Below are 15,452 nucleotides of genomic sequence, written 5' to 3'. Positions count from 1 at the left end.
GTGCGGGCGTTGTTGCTAAAGTTCTGAGCTAATTACTCGTTAATTAGTTTTGAATTGAAAAGGGCGCTTAGGCGCCCTTTTTGCTGCCTGATATTTGACACCTGTAATATTTATTCGCATTTTTCGCAAGCCGCGTCGGCATACAAACAGTATTGTGCTATTGTAATCATAACTATTCTCATTTACACTTTGCGCATAAATTGAACGGGAGCGATCATGTACGTTTGTTTGTGTAATGCGATAAGTGATAAAAAAATTCGTCAGGCTGTTCGCCAGTTTCATCCGCAATCTTTTCAACAATTACGAAAATTTATTCCTGTTGGAAATCAATGTGGTAAATGCATTCGCGCTGCGCGTGAAGTGATGCAAGATGAATTAACACAAATGCCAGAATTTAAAGAGATCGCCTAAGTCACACTCTTTTTTTTGACATCCCTGTAGCCCCATCTACGCTCTAAGAGTGGAAGCGGAGGGACTATAAAATGAAAGGTGATGTTAAAATCATAAGTTATCTCAATAAACTATTGGGAAATGAGCTTGTCGCGATCAACCAGTATTTTCTTCATGCCCGAATGTTTAAAAACTGGGGGCTGACTCGGCTCAATGATGTTGAGTACCATGAATCTATTGATGAGATGAAACACGCCGATAAATACATCGAGCGTATTTTGTTTTTAGAAGGGCTCCCAAATTTACAGGACTTGGGTAAGTTGGGGATTGGCGAAGACGTTGAGGAGATGCTTCAGTCAGATCTTCGACTTGAGCTGGATGGCGCAAAAGATTTACGTGAAGCCATTGCCTATGCCGATAGCGTTCATGACTATGTCAGTCGGGATATGATGATAGAGATCCTCACCGACGAAGAAGGGCATATCGACTGGCTCGAAACGGAGCTGGATCTGATTGGAAAACTGGGATTGCAAAATTACCTGCAGTCGCAAATTAAAGTCAGTGACTAAAAGCCCCGTACCAGATTTACCCCGCCAATAATAAAACCCGCAGCCGCCAGATAGGGTCCAAAAGGCAGCGGGTTTTTTAGTCCTTTTTTTCCGTGTCTTACATAATCAGCTCCCATCATGCAGCACGCTAAACAAGCCGCAAGGAAGACCAATAGTGGTAATGACTCCCACCGATGCCAGGCACCCAAGGCGGCGAGGAATTTTACATCACCATAGCCTAATCCCTCATACCGCCGCACCAGGCGGTAACTCCAGTAGAGCAGCGAAAATGCGCTATAGCCTGCTATGGCTCCCCAAAGTGCGTCGGATAACAGTGCCGGTTTACAGCACTGGTAGTAAATAAGACCGCACCAGAGCAGAGGGCAGGTCAACTTGTCGGGTAATAACCCGGTACGTAAATCCTGGGCCCAAAGTAGCCCGCATAATGAAATGTAGAAAAACAGAAAGGGGAGGTCGGCGTACATGCGCGAATCCTTTGTGGAAATAGATGCCACCTTCAAGAAATCGTGCTGACCATACAAGGCTTGATTGCTCATTCTGTTGGCTTCCTTCCGGAGAAATTACGATGAACAAAAACCTCTGCATTCAGAGCGGAATCGGGCTCGCATTACTGGTTGAGTGATTAATATCTACACGGCACTTGCGTAAGGCTGAGATTTACGTATAATGCGCGGGCTTGTCTAATATTGACAGCGGTTCGATATGAGCCACCGGTACTGCGAAAGCGATACCAGACAATGTTCCCAATCGGGGAACTCTGTAAGAACGGTTACACTCTCCCATCAATCGTAATGGGTTTGAGGAGTAACTATTTCGTCTATAAAATAATTGGAGCTCTGGTCTCATGCAGAACCAAAGAATCCGTATCCGTTTGAAAGCGTTTGATCATCGTCTGATCGATCAATCAACCGCGGAAATCGTCGAGACTGCCAAGCGCACTGGTGCGCAGGTTCGTGGTCCGATCCCGCTGCCGACCCGCAAAGAGCGCTTTACCGTTCTGATCTCTCCGCACGTTAACAAAGACGCGCGTGATCAGTACGAAATTCGCACTCACAAGCGTCTGGTTGACATCGTTGAGCCAACTGAAAAAACCGTTGATGCTCTGATGCGTCTGGACCTGGCTGCCGGTGTAGACGTGCAGATCAGCCTGGGTTAATCAGGTCATCGAGCGATTGAGAGGTTGATACAATGATTGGTTTAGTCGGTAAAAAAGTGGGTATGACCCGCATCTTCACTGAAGATGGCGTATCTATCCCAGTAACCGTTATCGAAGTTGAAGCAAACCGCGTTACTCAGATCAAAGATCTGGCTAACGATGGCTATCGCGCTGTTCAGGTTACCACTGGTGCTAAAAAAGCTAACCGTGTAACCAAGCCGGAAGCTGGTCACTTTGCTAAAGCTGGCGTAGAAGCTGGCCGCGGCCTGTGGGAGTTCCGTCTGGCAGATGGTGAAGAATACACCGTTGGTCAGAACATTAGCGTTGAACTGTTTGCTGACGTTAAAAAAGTTGACGTAACCGGTACCTCTAAAGGTAAAGGTTTCGCTGGTACCGTTAAGCGCTGGAACTTCCGTACCCAGGACGCGACTCACGGTAACTCCTTGTCTCACCGCGTTCCGGGTTCTATCGGTCAGAACCAGACTCCGGGCAAAGTGTTCAAAGGCAAGAAAATGGCAGGTCAGATGGGTAACGAGCGTGTCACCGTTCAGAGCCTTGACGTAGTACGCGTTGACGCTGAGCGCAACCTGCTGCTGGTTAAAGGTGGTGTTCCGGGTGCGACCGGTTGCGACCTGATCGTTAAACCAGCTGTGAAGGCGTAAGGGGATAGCAATGGAATTAGTATTGAAAGACGCGCAGAGCGCGCTGACTGTTTCCGAAACTACCTTCGGTCGTGATTTCAACGAAGCGCTGGTTCACCAGGTTGTTGTTGCTTATGCAGCTGGTGCTCGTCAGGGTACTCGTGCTCAGAAGACTCGTGCTGAAGTAACTGGTTCAGGCAAAAAGCCGTGGCGCCAGAAAGGTACCGGCCGTGCGCGTTCAGGTTCTATCAAGAGCCCGATCTGGCGTTCCGGTGGCGTAACCTTCGCTGCTCGCCCGCAGGACCACAGTCAAAAAGTTAACAAAAAGATGTACCGCGGCGCGCTGAAAAGCATTCTGTCCGAACTGGTACGTCAGGATCGTCTGATCGTTGTCGAATCATTCTCTGTAGAAGCGCCTAAAACTAAGCTGCTGGCACAGAAACTGAAAGACATGGCTCTGGAAGATGTGCTGATCATCACCGGTGAGCTGGACGAAAACCTGTTCCTGGCTGCGCGCAACCTGCACAAGGTTGACGTACGCGATGCAACTGGTATCGACCCGGTTAGCCTGATCGCCTTCGACAAAGTCGTAATGACTGCTGATGCTGTTAAGCAAGTTGAGGAGATGCTGGCATGATTCGTGAAGAACGTTTGCTGAAGGTGCTGCGCGCACCGCACGTTTCTGAAAAAGCGTCTGCTGCGATGGAAAAAACCAATACCATCGTTCTCAAAGTTGCTAAAGACGCGACCAAAGCAGAAATCAAAGCTGCTGTGCAGAAACTGTTTGAAGTCGAAGTCGAAGTCGTTAACACCCTGGTTGTTAAAGGGAAAGTTAAACGTCACGGACAGCGTATCGGTCGTCGTAGCGACTGGAAAAAAGCTTACGTCACCCTGAAGGAAGGCCAGAATCTGGACTTCGTCGGCGGCGCTGAGTAAGTCGGAGGAGTAATACAATGGCAGTTGTTAAATGTAAACCGACATCTCCGGGTCGTCGCCACGTTGTTAAAGTGGTCAACCCAGAGCTGCACAAGGGCAAACCTTTTGCTCCGCTGGTTGAAAAAAACAGCAAATCCGGTGGTCGTAACAACAATGGCCGTATCACCACTCGTCACATCGGTGGTGGTCACAAGCAGGCTTATCGTATCGTTGACTTCAAACGCAACAAAGACGGTATCCCGGCAATTGTTGAACGTCTTGAGTACGATCCGAACCGTTCCGCGAACATCGCGCTGGTTCTGTACAAAGACGGCGAACGTCGTTACATCCTGGCCCCTAAAGGCCTGAAAGCTGGCGACCAGGTTCAATCTGGCGTTGATGCTGCAATCAAAGCAGGTAACACCCTGCCGATGCGCAATATCCCGGTTGGTTCTACCGTTCATAACGTAGAAATGAAACCAGGTAAAGGCGGTCAGCTGGCACGTTCCGCTGGTACTTACGTTCAGATCGTTGCTCGTGATGGTGCTTATGTCACCCTGCGTCTGCGTTCTGGTGAAATGCGTAAAGTCGAAGCAGACTGCCGTGCAACTCTGGGCGAAGTTGGCAATGCTGAGCATATGCTGCGCGTTCTGGGTAAAGCAGGTGCTGCACGCTGGCGTGGTGTTCGTCCTACCGTTCGCGGTACTGCGATGAACCCAGTCGATCACCCACATGGTGGTGGTGAAGGTCGTAACTTTGGTAAGCACCCGGTAACTCCGTGGGGCGTTCAGACCAAAGGTAAGAAGACCCGCAGCAACAAGCGTACTGATAAATTCATCGTACGTCGCCGTAGCAAATAATTTTAGAGGATAAGCCATGCCACGTTCTCTCAAGAAAGGTCCTTTTATTGACCTGCACTTGCTGAAGAAGGTAGAGAAAGCGGTGGAAAGCGGAGACAAGAAGCCCCTGCGCACTTGGTCCCGTCGTTCAACGATCTTTCCTAACATGATCGGTTTGACCATCGCTGTCCATAATGGTCGTCAGCACGTTCCGGTATTTGTTTCCGACGAAATGGTCGGTCACAAACTGGGTGAATTCGCACCGACTCGTACTTATCGCGGCCATGCTGCTGATAAAAAAGCGAAGAAGAAATAAGGTAGGAGGAAGAGATGGAAACTTTAGCTCAACATCGCCATGCTCGTTCTTCTGCTCAGAAGGTTCGCCTTGTTGCAGACCTGATTCGCGGTAAGAAAGTGTCGCAGGCTCTGGATATTCTGACCTACACCAATAAGAAAGCGGCTGTACTGGTTAAGAAAGTCCTGGAATCTGCCATTGCTAACGCTGAACACAACGATGGCGCTGACATTGACGATCTGAAAGTTACGAAAATTTTCGTAGACGAAGGCCCTAGCATGAAGCGCATTATGCCGCGTGCAAAAGGTCGTGCAGATCGCATCCTGAAGCGCACCAGCCACATTACTGTGGTTGTGTCCGATCGCTGAGACTCTGGAGACTAGCAATGGGTCAGAAAGTACATCCTAATGGTATTCGCCTGGGTATTGTAAAACCATGGAACTCAACCTGGTTTGCGAACACCAAAGAATTCGCTGACAACCTGGACAGCGATTTTAAAGTACGTCAGTACCTGACTAAGGAACTGGCTAAAGCGTCTGTATCTCGTATCGTTATCGAGCGTCCGGCTAAGAGCATCCGTGTGACCATTCACACCGCTCGCCCGGGTATCGTTATCGGTAAGAAAGGCGAAGACGTAGAAAAACTGCGCAAAGTCGTAGCTGATATTGCTGGCGTTCCTGCCCAGATCAATATCGCCGAAGTGCGTAAGCCTGAACTGGACGCAAAATTAGTTGCTGACAGCATCACTTCTCAGCTGGAACGTCGTGTTATGTTCCGTCGTGCTATGAAGCGTGCTGTACAGAACGCAATGCGTCTGGGCGCTAAAGGTATTAAAGTTGAAGTTAGCGGCCGTCTGGGCGGCGCGGAAATCGCACGTACCGAATGGTACCGCGAAGGTCGCGTACCGCTGCACACTCTGCGTGCTGACATCGACTACAACACCTCTGAAGCGCACACCACTTACGGTGTAATCGGCGTTAAGGTATGGATCTTCAAAGGCGAGATCCTGGGTGGTATGGCTGCTGTTGAACAACCGGAACCGGCTGCTCAACCTAAAAAGCAGCAGCGTAAAGGCCGTAAATAAGGAGCGTCGCTGATGTTACAACCAAAGCGTACAAAATTCCGTAAAATGCACAAAGGCCGTAACCGCGGTCTGGCGCAGGGTACGGATGTTAGCTTCGGCAGCTTCGGTCTGAAAGCTGTTGGCCGTGGTCGTCTGACTGCCCGTCAGATCGAAGCAGCACGTCGTGCTATGACCCGTGCAGTTAAGCGTCAAGGTAAGATCTGGATCCGTGTATTCCCGGACAAACCGATCACTGAAAAGCCGCTGGCAGTGCGTATGGGTAAAGGTAAAGGTAACGTGGAGTATTGGGTTGCCTTGATTCAGCCGGGTAAAGTCCTGTATGAAATGGACGGTGTACCGGAAGAGCTGGCCCGTGAAGCATTCAAGCTGGCAGCAGCGAAACTGCCGATTAAAACCACCTTTGTAACTAAGACGGTGATGTAATGAAAGCAAAAGAGCTGCGTGAGAAGAGTGTTGAAGAGCTGAACACCGAGCTGCTGAATCTACTGCGTGAGCAGTTCAACCTGCGTATGCAGGCTGCAAGTGGCCAGCTGCAACAGTCTCACCTGTTGAAGCAAGTGCGTCGTGATGTCGCACGCGTTAAGACTTTACTGACTGAGAAGGCGGGTGCGTAATGACCGATAAAATCCGTACTCTGCAAGGTCGCGTTGTTAGCGACAAAATGGAGAAATCCATTGTTGTTGCTATCGAACGTTTTGTGAAACACCCGATCTACGGTAAATTCATCAAGCGTACGACCAAACTGCACGTACATGACGAGAACAACGAATGCGGTACTGGTGACGTGGTTGAAATCCGCGAATGCCGTCCGCTGTCCAAGACTAAGTCCTGGACGCTGGTTCGCGTTGTAGAGAAAGCTATTCTGTAATAGAGTATGCATTCTCAACGAATAAACGGCTCAGCGATGAGCCGTTTATTTTTTCTACCCATATCGTTGAAGCGGTGTTATAATGCCGCGCCCCCGATATGGGGCTTTTTAACGACCTGATTTTCGGGTCTCAGTAGTAGTTGACATTAGCGGAGCACTAAAATGATCCAAGAACAGACTATGCTGAACGTCGCCGACAACTCCGGTGCACGTCGCGTAATGTGTATCAAGGTTCTGGGTGGCTCGCACCGTCGCTACGCAGGCGTAGGCGACATCATCAAGATCACCATCAAGGAAGCAATTCCGCGTGGTAAGGTCAAAAAAGGTGATGTGCTGAAGGCGGTAGTGGTGCGCACCAAGAAGGGTGTTCGTCGCCCGGACGGTTCTGTCATTCGCTTCGATGGTAATGCATGCGTTATTTTAAACAATAACAGTGAGCAACCTATCGGTACGCGTATTTTTGGGCCGGTAACTCGTGAACTTCGTAACGAGAAGTTCATGAAAATTATCTCTCTGGCACCAGAAGTACTCTAAGGAGCGAATCATGGCAGCGAAGATCCGTCGTGATGACGAAGTTATCGTGTTAACCGGTAAAGATAAAGGTAAACGCGGTAAAGTAAAAAATGTCCTGTCTTCCGGCAAGGTCATTGTTGAAGGTATCAACCTGGTTAAGAAACATCAGAAGCCGGTTCCGGCCCTGAACCAACCAGGCGGCATTGTAGAGAAAGAAGCAGCTATTCAGATCTCTAACCTTGCTATCTTCAACGCGGCAACCGGCAAGGCTGACCGTGTAGGCTTTAGATTCGAAGATGGCAAAAAAGTCCGTTTCTTCAAGTCTAACAGCGAAACTATCAAGTAATTTGGAGTAGTACGATGGCGAAACTGCATGATTACTACAAAGACGAAGTAGTCGCTAAACTCATGACTGAGTTTAACTACAATTCTGTCATGCAAGTCCCTCGGGTCGAGAAGATCACCCTGAACATGGGTGTTGGTGAAGCGATCGCTGACAAGAAACTGCTGGATAACGCAGCAGCTGATCTGACAGCAATCTCCGGTCAAAAGCCGTTGATCACCAAAGCACGCAAATCTGTTGCAGGCTTCAAAATCCGTCAGGGCTATCCGATCGGCTGTAAAGTAACTCTGCGTGGCGAACGCATGTGGGAGTTCTTTGAGCGCCTGATCACTATTGCTGTTCCACGTATCCGTGACTTCCGTGGCTTGTCCGCTAAGTCTTTCGACGGTCGTGGTAACTACAGCATGGGTGTCCGTGAGCAGATCATCTTCCCAGAAATCGACTACGATAAAGTCGACCGCGTGCGTGGTTTGGATATTACCATTACCACTACTGCGAAATCTGATGAAGAAGGCCGTGCTCTGCTGGCTGCCTTTGACTTCCCGTTCCGCAAGTAAGGTAGGGTTACTGAATGGCTAAGCAATCAATGAAAGCACGCGAAGTAAAGCGCGTAGCTTTAGCTGATAAGTACTTCGCAAAACGCGCTGAACTGAAGGCTATTATCTCTGATGTGAACGCGACCGACGAAGATCGTTGGAACGCAGTTCTGAAGCTGCAGTCTCTGCCGCGTGATTCCAGCCCGTCTCGTCAGCGTAACCGCTGCCGTCAAACAGGTCGTCCGCATGGCTATGTGGGCAAGTTCGGGTTGAGCCGTATTAAGCTTCGTGAAGCCGCTATGCGCGGTGAAGTACCGGGCTTGAAAAAGGCTAGCTGGTAATTACCAATTGAATCACGGGAGTAAAGACAGATGAGCATGCAAGATCCGATCGCGGATATGCTGACCCGTATCCGTAACGGTCAGGCCGCGAATAAAGCTGCGGTCACCATGCCTTCCTCCAAGCTGAAAGTGGCAATTGCCAACGTGCTGAAGGAAGAAGGTTTTATTGAAGATTTTAAAGTTGAAGGCGACACCAAGCCGGAACTGGAACTTAATCTTAAGTATTTCCAGGGTAAAGCTGTTGTAGAAAGCATTCAGCGTGTCAGTCGCCCAGGTCTGCGCATTTATAAGCGTAAAGACGAGCTGCCAAAAGTTATGGCTGGCATGGGTATCGCAGTTGTTTCTACCTCTAAAGGTGTTATGACTGATCGTGCAGCGCGCCAAGCTGGTCTTGGTGGCGAAATTATCTGCTACGTAGCCTAATCGGAGGAAAAAATGTCTCGTGTTGCTAAAGCACCGGTCGTTATTCCTGCCGGCGTTGATGTAAAAATCAGCGGTCAGGTTATTACGATCAAAGGTAAGAACGGCGAGCTGACTCGTACTCTCAACGATGCTGTTGAAGTTAATCATGCAGATAATGCACTGACCTTCGGTCCGCGTGATGGTTACGTAGATGGTTGGGCTCAGGCTGGTACCGCGCGTGCCCTGCTGAACTCAATGGTTGTCGGTGTTACCGAAGGCTTCACTAAGAAGCTGCAGCTGGTTGGTGTAGGTTACCGCGCAGCGGTCAAAGGGAATGTAGTTAACCTGGCTTTAGGTTTCTCTCATCCTGTTGATCATGAGCTGCCGGCAGGTATTACTGCAGAATGTCCGACCCAGACTGAAATCGTGCTGAAAGGCGCTGATAAACAGCTGATCGGTCAGGTTGCAGCAGATCTGCGCGCCTACCGTCGTCCTGAGCCATATAAAGGCAAGGGTGTTCGTTACGCCGACGAAGTCGTGCGTACCAAAGAGGCTAAGAAGAAGTAAGGTAACACTATGGATAAGAAATCTGCTCGTATCCGTCGTGCGACCCGCGCACGCCGCAAGCTCCAGGAGCTGGGTGCAACTCGCCTGGTGGTACATCGTACCCCGCGTCATATTTACGCACAGGTAATTGCACCGAACGGTTCTGAAGTTCTGGTAGCTGCTTCTACTGTAGAAAAAGCTATCGCTGAACAATTGAAGTACACCGGTAACAAAGACGCTGCTGCAGCTGTAGGTAAAGCTGTTGCTGAACGCGCTCTGGAAAAAGGCATCAAAGATGTATCCTTTGACCGTTCCGGGTTCCAATATCATGGTCGTGTCCAGGCACTGGCAGATGCTGCCCGTGAAGCTGGCCTTCAGTTCTAAGGTAGAGGTGTAAGATGGCTCACATCGAAAAACAAGCTGGCGAACTGCAGGAAAAGCTGATCGCGGTTAACCGCGTATCTAAAACCGTTAAAGGTGGTCGTATTTTCTCCTTCACAGCTCTGACTGTAGTTGGCGATGGTAACGGTCGCGTTGGTTTTGGTTACGGTAAAGCGCGTGAAGTTCCAGCAGCGATCCAGAAAGCGATGGAAAAAGCCCGTCGCAATATGATTAACGTCGCGCTGAACCACGGCACCCTGCAGCACCCGGTTAAGGGTACTCACACGGGTTCTCGTGTCTTCATGCAGCCGGCTTCCGAAGGTACCGGTATCATCGCCGGTGGTGCAATGCGCGCCGTTCTGGAAGTCGCTGGAGTTCGTAACGTTCTGGCTAAAGCGTATGGTTCCACCAACCCGATTAACGTGGTTCGTGCAACTATCGATGGTTTGGAAAATATGAAATCTCCGGAAATGGTCGCTGCCAAGCGTGGTAAATCCGTTGAAGAAATTCTGGGGAAATAAACCATGGCAAAGACTATTAAAATTACTCAAACCCGCAGTGCAATCGGTCGTCTGCCGAAACACAAGGCAACGCTGCTTGGCCTGGGTCTGCGTCGTATTGGTCACACCGTAGAACGCGAGGATACTCCTGCTGTTCGTGGTATGGTCAACGCGGTTTCCTTCATGGTTAAAGTTGAGGAGTAAGAGATGCGTTTAAATACTCTGTCTCCGGCCGAAGGCTCTAAAAAAGCGGCTCGCCGCCTGGGTCGTGGTATCGGTTCTGGCCTCGGTAAAACCGGTGGTCGTGGTCACAAAGGTCAGAAGTCTCGTTCTGGCGGTGGCGTACGTCGCGGGTTCGAAGGTGGTCAGATGCCTCTGTACCGTCGTCTGCCGAAATTCGGCTTCACTTCACGTAAATCAGCGATCACAGCCGAAGTTCGTCTGTCTGACCTGGCTAAAGTTGAAGGCGGTGTTGTAGACCTGAATACGCTGAAAGCAGCAAACATTATCGGTATCCAGATCGAGTTCGCGAAAGTGATCCTGGCTGGTGAAGTCACTACTCCGGTAACTGTTCGTGGCCTGCGTGTTACTAAAGGCGCTCGTGCTGCTATCGAAGCTGCTGGCGGTAAAATCGAGGAATAAGTAGCAGATGGCTAAACAACCGGGATTAGATTTTCAAAGTGCCAAAGGTGGCTTAGGCGAGCTGAAACGCAGACTGCTGTTTGTTATCGGCGCGCTGATTGTGTTCCGTATTGGCTCTTTCATTCCGATCCCTGGTATTGATGCCGCTGTACTTGCCAAACTGCTTGAGCAACAGCGAGGCACCATCATTGAAATGTTCAACATGTTCTCTGGTGGTGCTCTCAGCCGTGCTTCTATCTTTGCTCTGGGGATCATGCCGTATATTTCGGCGTCGATCATTATCCAGCTGCTGACGGTGGTTCATCCAACGTTGGCGGAAATTAAGAAAGAAGGGGAGTCTGGTCGTCGTAAGATCAGCCAGTACACCCGCTACGGTACTCTGGTGCTGGCGATATTCCAGTCGATCGGTATTGCTACCGGTCTGCCGAATATGCCTGGTATGCAAGGCCTGGTGATGAATCCAGGTTTTGCATTCTATTTCACCGCTGTTGTAAGTCTGGTTACAGGGACAATGTTCCTGATGTGGTTGGGTGAACAGATTACTGAACGTGGTATCGGCAACGGTATCTCAATCATTATCTTCGCCGGTATCGTCGCGGGACTCCCGCCAGCCATTGCCCATACTATCGAGCAAGCGCGTCAAGGCGACCTGCACTTCCTCGTGTTGCTGTTGGTTGCAGTATTAGTATTTGCAGTGACGTTCTTTGTTGTATTTGTTGAACGTGGTCAACGCCGCATTGTGGTAAACTACGCGAAACGTCAGCAAGGTCGTCGTGTCTATGCTGCACAGAGCACACATTTACCGCTGAAAGTGAATATGGCCGGGGTTATCCCAGCAATCTTCGCTTCCAGTATTATTCTGTTCCCGGCGACCATCGCGTCATGGTTCGGGGGCGGTACTGGTTGGAACTGGCTGACAACAATTTCGCTGTATTTGCAGCCTGGGCAACCGCTTTATGTGTTACTCTATGCGTCTGCAATCATCTTCTTCTGTTTCTTTTACACGGCGTTGGTTTTCAACCCGCGTGAAACAGCAGATAACCTGAAGAAGTCCGGTGCATTTGTACCAGGAATTCGTCCGGGAGAGCAAACGGCGAAGTATATCGATAAAGTAATGACCCGCCTGACCTTGGTTGGTGCGCTTTACATTACCTTTATCTGCCTGATCCCGGAGTTCATGCGTGATGCAATGAAAGTACCGTTCTACTTCGGTGGAACCTCACTGCTTATCGTTGTTGTCGTGATTATGGACTTTATGGCTCAAGTGCAAACTCTGATGATGTCAAGTCAGTATGAGTCTGCATTGAAGAAGGCGAATCTGAAAGGCTACGGCCGTTAACAGTCGCCCGAGAAGTTACGGAGAGTAAAAATGAAAGTTCGTGCTTCCGTCAAGAAATTATGCCGTAACTGCAAAATCGTTAAGCGTGATGGTGTCATCCGTGTGATTTGCAGTGCCGAGCCAAAGCATAAACAGCGCCAAGGCTGATTTATTCGCATATTTTTCTTGCAAAGTTGGGTTGAGCTGGCTAGATTAGCCAGCCAATCTTTTGTATGTCTGTGCGTTTCCATTTGAGTATCCTGAAAACGGGCTTTTCAGCATGGTGCGTACATATTAAATAGTAGGAGTGCATAGTGGCCCGTATAGCAGGCATTAACATTCCTGATCAGAAACATGCTGTGATCGCATTAACTTCGATCTACGGCGTCGGCAAGACCCGTTCTAAGGCCATTCTGGCTGCAGCGGGTATCGCTGAAGATGTTAAGATCAGTGAGCTGTCTGAAGAACAAATCGACACGCTGCGTGACGAAGTTGCCAAATTTGTCGTTGAAGGTGATCTGCGCCGTGAAGTTAGCATGAGCATCAAGCGCCTTATGGACCTTGGTTGCTATCGCGGTTTGCGTCATCGTCGTGGTCTCCCGGTTCGCGGTCAGCGTACCAAGACCAACGCACGTACCCGTAAGGGTCCGCGCAAACCGATCAAGAAATAATCGGGGTGATTGAATAATGGCAAAGGCACCAATTCGTGCACGTAAACGTGTAAGAAAACAAGTCTCTGACGGCGTGGCTCATATCCATGCTTCTTTTAACAACACCATCGTTACCATTACTGATCGTCAGGGTAACGCGCTGGGTTGGGCAACAGCCGGTGGTTCCGGTTTCCGTGGTTCTCGCAAATCCACTCCGTTTGCAGCTCAGGTTGCAGCAGAGCGTTGCGCTGAAGCCGTAAAAGAATACGGTATCAAGAATCTGGAAGTTATGGTCAAAGGACCGGGTCCAGGTCGCGAATCTACTGTTCGTGCTCTGAACGCCGCTGGTTTCCGCATCACTAATATTACTGATGTGACTCCGATCCCTCATAACGGTTGTCGTCCGCCGAAAAAACGTCGCGTATAACGCCTCGTTTCTAGGATTGTTGGAGAAAGAAAATGGCAAGATATTTGGGTCCTAAGCTCAAGCTGAGCCGTCGTGAGGGCACTGACTTATTCCTTAAGTCTGGCGTTCGCGCGATCGATACCAAGTGTAAAATTGAACAAGCTCCTGGCCAGCACGGTGCGCGTAAACCGCGTCTGTCTGACTATGGTGTGCAGTTGCGTGAAAAGCAAAAAGTTCGCCGTATCTACGGTGTGCTGGAGCGTCAGTTCCGTAACTACTACAAAGAAGCAGCACGTCTGAAAGGCAACACCGGTGAAAACCTGTTGGGTCTGCTGGAAGGTCGTCTGGACAACGTTGTATACCGTATGGGCTTCGGTGCCACTCGTGCAGAAGCACGTCAGCTGGTCAGCCATAAAGCAATTATGGTAAACGGTCGTGTTGTTAACATCGCTTCTTATCAGGTTAGTCCGAATGACGTTGTTAGCATTCGTGAGAAAGCGAAGAAGCAGTCTCGCGTGAAAGCCGCTCTGGAGCTGGCTGAGCAGCGTGAAAAGCCAACCTGGCTGGAAGTTGATGCTGGCAAGATGGAAGGTACGTTCAAGCGTAAGCCGGAGCGTTCTGATCTGTCTGCGGACATTAACGAACACCTGATCGTCGAGCTTTACTCCAAGTAAAGCTTAGTACCAAAGAGAGGACACAATGCAGGGTTCTGTGACAGAGTTTCTAAAACCGCGCCTGGTAGATATCGAGCAACTGAGTTCGACGCACGCCAAGGTGACCCTTGAGCCTTTAGAGCGTGGCTTTGGCCATACTTTGGGTAACGCACTGCGCCGTATTCTGCTCTCATCGATGCCGGGTTGTGCGGTGACCGAGGTTGAGATTGATGGTGTACTACATGAGTACAGCACCAAAGAAGGCGTTCAGGAAGATATCCTGGAAATCCTGCTCAACCTGAAAGGGCTGGCGGTGAGAGTTCAGGGTAAAGATGACGTTATTCTTACCTTGAATAAATCTGGCATTGGCCCTGTGACTGCAGCCGATATCACCCATGATGGTGATGTCGAAATCGTCAAGCCACAGCACGTGATCTGCCACCTGACCGATGAGAACGCATCTATTAGCATGCGTATCAAAGTTCAGCGCGGTCGTGGTTATGTGCCGGCTTCTACCCGAATTCATTCGGAAGAAGATGAGCGCCCAATCGGCCGTCTGCTGGTCGACGCCTGCTACAGCCCTGTAGAGCGTATTGCCTACAATGTTGAAGCTGCGCGTGTAGAACAGCGTACCGACCTGGACAAGCTGGTCATCGAAATGGAAACCAACGGCACAATCGATCCTGAAGAGGCGATTCGTCGTGCGGCAACCATTCTGGCAGAACAACTTGAAGCTTTCGTTGATTTACGTGATGTACGTCAGCCGGAAGTTAAAGAAGAGAAACCAGAGTTCGATCCGATCCTGCTGCGCCCTGTTGACGATCTGGAATTGACTGTCCGCTCTGCTAACTGCCTCAAAGCAGAAGCTATCCACTATATCGGTGATCTGGTACAGCGTACTGAGGTTGAGCTTCTTAAGACGCCTAACCTTGGTAAAAAATCTCTTACTGAGATTAAAGACGTGCTGGCTTCCCGTGGACTGTCTCTGGGCATGCGCCTGGAAAACTGGCCACCGGCAAGCATCGCTGACGAGTAACCGGATCACAGGTTAAGGTTTTACTGAGAAGGATAAGGTCATGCGCCATCGTAAGAGTGGTCGTCAACTGAACCGCAACAGCAGCCATCGCCAGGCTATGTTCCGCAATATGGCAGGTTCACTGGTTCGTCATGAGATCATCAAGACGACCCTGCCTAAAGCGAAAGAGCTGCGCCGCGTAGTTGAGCCGCTGATTACTCTTGCCAAGACTGATAGCGTAGCTAATCGTCGTCTGGCATTCGCCCGTACTCGTGATAACGAGATCGTGGCAAAACTGTTTAACGAGCTGGGCCCGCGTTTCGCGAGCCGCGCCGGTGGTTACACTCGCATTCTGAAGTGTGGCTTCCGTGCAGGCGACAATGCGCCGATGGCATACATCGAGCTGGTTGATCGCTCTGAATCGCAAGCAGAAGCTGCTGCAGAGTAAT

At 49.9% G+C, this 15,452-nt stretch carries 31 protein-coding genes; 30 read left to right on the top strand and 1 reads right to left on the bottom strand.

Annotated features, from left to right (window positions below):
• Window positions 1–216: 216 nt before the first annotated feature.
• Both bfd and bfr read left to right on the top strand, forming a co-directional pair.
• Window positions 217–411 (top strand): bacterioferritin-associated ferredoxin, encoded by a 195-nt coding sequence (bfd, locus tag FDX01_RS16560; RefSeq protein ID WP_003031111.1) that lies wholly within the window; start codon window positions 217–219, stop codon window positions 409–411.
• Window positions 412–482: 71 nt separating this feature from the next.
• Window positions 483–959, top strand: a complete 477-nt coding sequence (bfr, locus tag FDX01_RS16555) for a bacterioferritin (RefSeq protein WP_115257340.1) — start codon at window positions 483–485, stop codon at window positions 957–959.
• Here bfr and FDX01_RS16550 read toward each other — a convergent pair.
• Window positions 956–1,423 (bottom strand): A24 family peptidase, encoded by a 468-nt coding sequence (locus tag FDX01_RS16550; RefSeq protein WP_115259893.1) that lies wholly within the window; start codon window positions 1,421–1,423, stop codon window positions 956–958. The two genes, bfr and FDX01_RS16550, sit on opposite strands and share 4 nt — an antisense overlap.
• 380 nt (window positions 1,424–1,803) lie before the next feature.
• Here FDX01_RS16550 and rpsJ point away from each other — a divergent pair, with 380 nt between their 5' ends.
• The 28 genes from rpsJ (at window position 1,804) to rplQ (ending at window position 15,451) form a co-directional block, all read left to right on the top strand.
• Entirely contained in the window at window positions 1,804–2,115 is a 312-nt protein-coding gene (gene rpsJ, locus FDX01_RS16545; RefSeq protein WP_001181005.1) for a 30S ribosomal protein S10, read from the top strand.
• Window positions 2,116–2,147: 32 nt separating this feature from the next.
• A complete protein-coding gene (gene rplC, locus FDX01_RS16540; protein WP_096759318.1) occupies window positions 2,148–2,777 on the top strand; it encodes a 50S ribosomal protein L3 in 630 nt (209 codons plus the stop codon).
• Window positions 2,778–2,787: 10 nt separating this feature from the next.
• On the top strand, window positions 2,788–3,393 hold the full coding sequence (gene rplD / locus FDX01_RS16535) for a 50S ribosomal protein L4 (protein WP_003031119.1): 606 nt from the start codon (window positions 2,788–2,790) through the stop codon (window positions 3,391–3,393).
• Window positions 3,390–3,692, top strand: a complete 303-nt coding sequence (gene rplW, locus FDX01_RS16530; RefSeq protein ID WP_004868363.1) for a 50S ribosomal protein L23 — start codon at window positions 3,390–3,392, stop codon at window positions 3,690–3,692. The genes rplD and rplW overlap by 4 nt, the downstream gene beginning before the upstream one ends.
• Window positions 3,693–3,709: 17 nt before the next feature.
• Window positions 3,710–4,531 carry a 50S ribosomal protein L2 gene (gene rplB / locus FDX01_RS16525; protein WP_038634702.1) on the top strand — a complete coding sequence of 274 codons (822 nt, stop codon included), beginning with the start codon at window positions 3,710–3,712 and terminating at the stop codon, window positions 4,529–4,531.
• A gap of 16 nt (window positions 4,532–4,547) precedes the next feature.
• Window positions 4,548–4,826 (top strand): 30S ribosomal protein S19, encoded by a 279-nt coding sequence (gene rpsS / locus FDX01_RS16520; protein WP_001138115.1) that lies wholly within the window; start codon window positions 4,548–4,550, stop codon window positions 4,824–4,826.
• 14 nt (window positions 4,827–4,840) lie between these two features.
• Window positions 4,841–5,173, top strand: coding sequence for a 50S ribosomal protein L22 (gene rplV, locus FDX01_RS16515; RefSeq protein WP_000448832.1), 333 nt, complete (start codon window positions 4,841–4,843; stop codon window positions 5,171–5,173).
• A 17-nt stretch (window positions 5,174–5,190) separates the two neighbouring features.
• Entirely contained in the window at window positions 5,191–5,889 is a 699-nt protein-coding gene (gene rpsC / locus FDX01_RS16510) for a 30S ribosomal protein S3 (protein ID WP_006817277.1), read from the top strand.
• Between the two features lie 12 nt (window positions 5,890–5,901).
• Window positions 5,902–6,312: a 50S ribosomal protein L16 gene (gene rplP / locus FDX01_RS16505; protein WP_000941212.1), complete on the top strand. Its 411-nt coding sequence runs from the start codon at window positions 5,902–5,904 to the stop codon at window positions 6,310–6,312.
• Complete coding sequence (gene rpmC, locus FDX01_RS16500; protein ID WP_000644742.1) at window positions 6,312–6,503, top strand: 50S ribosomal protein L29; 192 nt, start codon at window positions 6,312–6,314, stop codon at window positions 6,501–6,503. Before rplP ends, rpmC begins: the two co-directional genes overlap by 1 nt.
• Window positions 6,503–6,757: a 30S ribosomal protein S17 gene (gene rpsQ / locus FDX01_RS16495; RefSeq protein ID WP_017460070.1), complete on the top strand. Its 255-nt coding sequence runs from the start codon at window positions 6,503–6,505 to the stop codon at window positions 6,755–6,757. The genes rpmC and rpsQ overlap by 1 nt, the downstream gene beginning before the upstream one ends.
• Before the next feature lie 162 nt (window positions 6,758–6,919).
• Window positions 6,920–7,291, top strand: coding sequence for a 50S ribosomal protein L14 (gene rplN / locus FDX01_RS16490; RefSeq protein WP_000613954.1), 372 nt, complete (start codon window positions 6,920–6,922; stop codon window positions 7,289–7,291).
• Between the two features lie 10 nt (window positions 7,292–7,301).
• On the top strand, window positions 7,302–7,616 hold the full coding sequence (gene rplX, locus FDX01_RS16485) for a 50S ribosomal protein L24 (protein WP_003031122.1): 315 nt from the start codon (window positions 7,302–7,304) through the stop codon (window positions 7,614–7,616).
• Window positions 7,617–7,630: 14 nt separating this feature from the next.
• A complete protein-coding gene (rplE, locus tag FDX01_RS16480) occupies window positions 7,631–8,170 on the top strand; it encodes a 50S ribosomal protein L5 (protein ID WP_003031123.1) in 540 nt (179 codons plus the stop codon).
• Between the two features lie 14 nt (window positions 8,171–8,184).
• Window positions 8,185–8,490: a 30S ribosomal protein S14 gene (gene rpsN, locus FDX01_RS16475; RefSeq protein ID WP_003031125.1), complete on the top strand. Its 306-nt coding sequence runs from the start codon at window positions 8,185–8,187 to the stop codon at window positions 8,488–8,490.
• 30 nt (window positions 8,491–8,520) lie between these two features.
• Window positions 8,521–8,913 carry a 30S ribosomal protein S8 gene (rpsH, locus tag FDX01_RS16470; protein ID WP_137400168.1) on the top strand — a complete coding sequence of 131 codons (393 nt, stop codon included), beginning with the start codon at window positions 8,521–8,523 and terminating at the stop codon, window positions 8,911–8,913.
• 12 nt (window positions 8,914–8,925) lie between these two features.
• Complete coding sequence (rplF, locus tag FDX01_RS16465; RefSeq protein ID WP_096759319.1) at window positions 8,926–9,459, top strand: 50S ribosomal protein L6; 534 nt, start codon at window positions 8,926–8,928, stop codon at window positions 9,457–9,459.
• Window positions 9,460–9,468: 9 nt separating this feature from the next.
• The gene (gene rplR / locus FDX01_RS16460) at window positions 9,469–9,822 is read left to right on the top strand and encodes a 50S ribosomal protein L18 (RefSeq protein WP_000358960.1); all 354 of its coding nucleotides are present in this window, start codon (window positions 9,469–9,471) and stop codon (window positions 9,820–9,822) included.
• 14 nt (window positions 9,823–9,836) lie between these two features.
• Window positions 9,837–10,340 carry a 30S ribosomal protein S5 gene (gene rpsE / locus FDX01_RS16455; protein ID WP_003031131.1) on the top strand — a complete coding sequence of 168 codons (504 nt, stop codon included), beginning with the start codon at window positions 9,837–9,839 and terminating at the stop codon, window positions 10,338–10,340.
• A gap of 3 nt (window positions 10,341–10,343) precedes the next feature.
• Entirely contained in the window at window positions 10,344–10,523 is a 180-nt protein-coding gene (rpmD, locus tag FDX01_RS16450; protein WP_001140434.1) for a 50S ribosomal protein L30, read from the top strand.
• A gap of 3 nt (window positions 10,524–10,526) precedes the next feature.
• Window positions 10,527–10,961 carry a 50S ribosomal protein L15 gene (gene rplO, locus FDX01_RS16445; protein WP_096759320.1) on the top strand — a complete coding sequence of 145 codons (435 nt, stop codon included), beginning with the start codon at window positions 10,527–10,529 and terminating at the stop codon, window positions 10,959–10,961.
• Window positions 10,962–10,968: 7 nt separating this feature from the next.
• Window positions 10,969–12,300 carry a preprotein translocase subunit SecY gene (secY, locus tag FDX01_RS16440; RefSeq protein WP_001118864.1) on the top strand — a complete coding sequence of 444 codons (1,332 nt, stop codon included), beginning with the start codon at window positions 10,969–10,971 and terminating at the stop codon, window positions 12,298–12,300.
• Window positions 12,301–12,330: 30 nt separating this feature from the next.
• Entirely contained in the window at window positions 12,331–12,447 is a 117-nt protein-coding gene (rpmJ, locus tag FDX01_RS16435) for a 50S ribosomal protein L36 (protein WP_000868187.1), read from the top strand.
• A 146-nt stretch (window positions 12,448–12,593) separates the two neighbouring features.
• The gene (rpsM, locus tag FDX01_RS16430; RefSeq protein WP_003031135.1) at window positions 12,594–12,950 is read left to right on the top strand and encodes a 30S ribosomal protein S13; all 357 of its coding nucleotides are present in this window, start codon (window positions 12,594–12,596) and stop codon (window positions 12,948–12,950) included.
• A gap of 16 nt (window positions 12,951–12,966) precedes the next feature.
• Window positions 12,967–13,356, top strand: a complete 390-nt coding sequence (gene rpsK / locus FDX01_RS16425) for a 30S ribosomal protein S11 (protein ID WP_003031137.1) — start codon at window positions 12,967–12,969, stop codon at window positions 13,354–13,356.
• A 32-nt stretch (window positions 13,357–13,388) separates the two neighbouring features.
• Complete coding sequence (gene rpsD, locus FDX01_RS16420; protein ID WP_003031138.1) at window positions 13,389–14,009, top strand: 30S ribosomal protein S4; 621 nt, start codon at window positions 13,389–13,391, stop codon at window positions 14,007–14,009.
• Window positions 14,010–14,034: 25 nt separating this feature from the next.
• Window positions 14,035–15,024, top strand: a complete 990-nt coding sequence (gene rpoA / locus FDX01_RS16415; RefSeq protein WP_096755434.1) for a DNA-directed RNA polymerase subunit alpha — start codon at window positions 14,035–14,037, stop codon at window positions 15,022–15,024.
• 40 nt (window positions 15,025–15,064) lie between these two features.
• A complete protein-coding gene (gene rplQ / locus FDX01_RS16410; protein WP_042395993.1) occupies window positions 15,065–15,451 on the top strand; it encodes a 50S ribosomal protein L17 in 387 nt (128 codons plus the stop codon).
• Window position 15,452: the final 1 nt, after the last annotated feature.

The sequence above is a fragment of the Citrobacter sp. wls613 genome (genome assembly GCF_005281195.1).
GTDB classification, from domain to species: domain Bacteria; phylum Pseudomonadota; class Gammaproteobacteria; order Enterobacterales; family Enterobacteriaceae; genus Citrobacter; species Citrobacter gillenii.
This window is presented reverse-complemented; position numbering and strand designations above follow the sequence as displayed.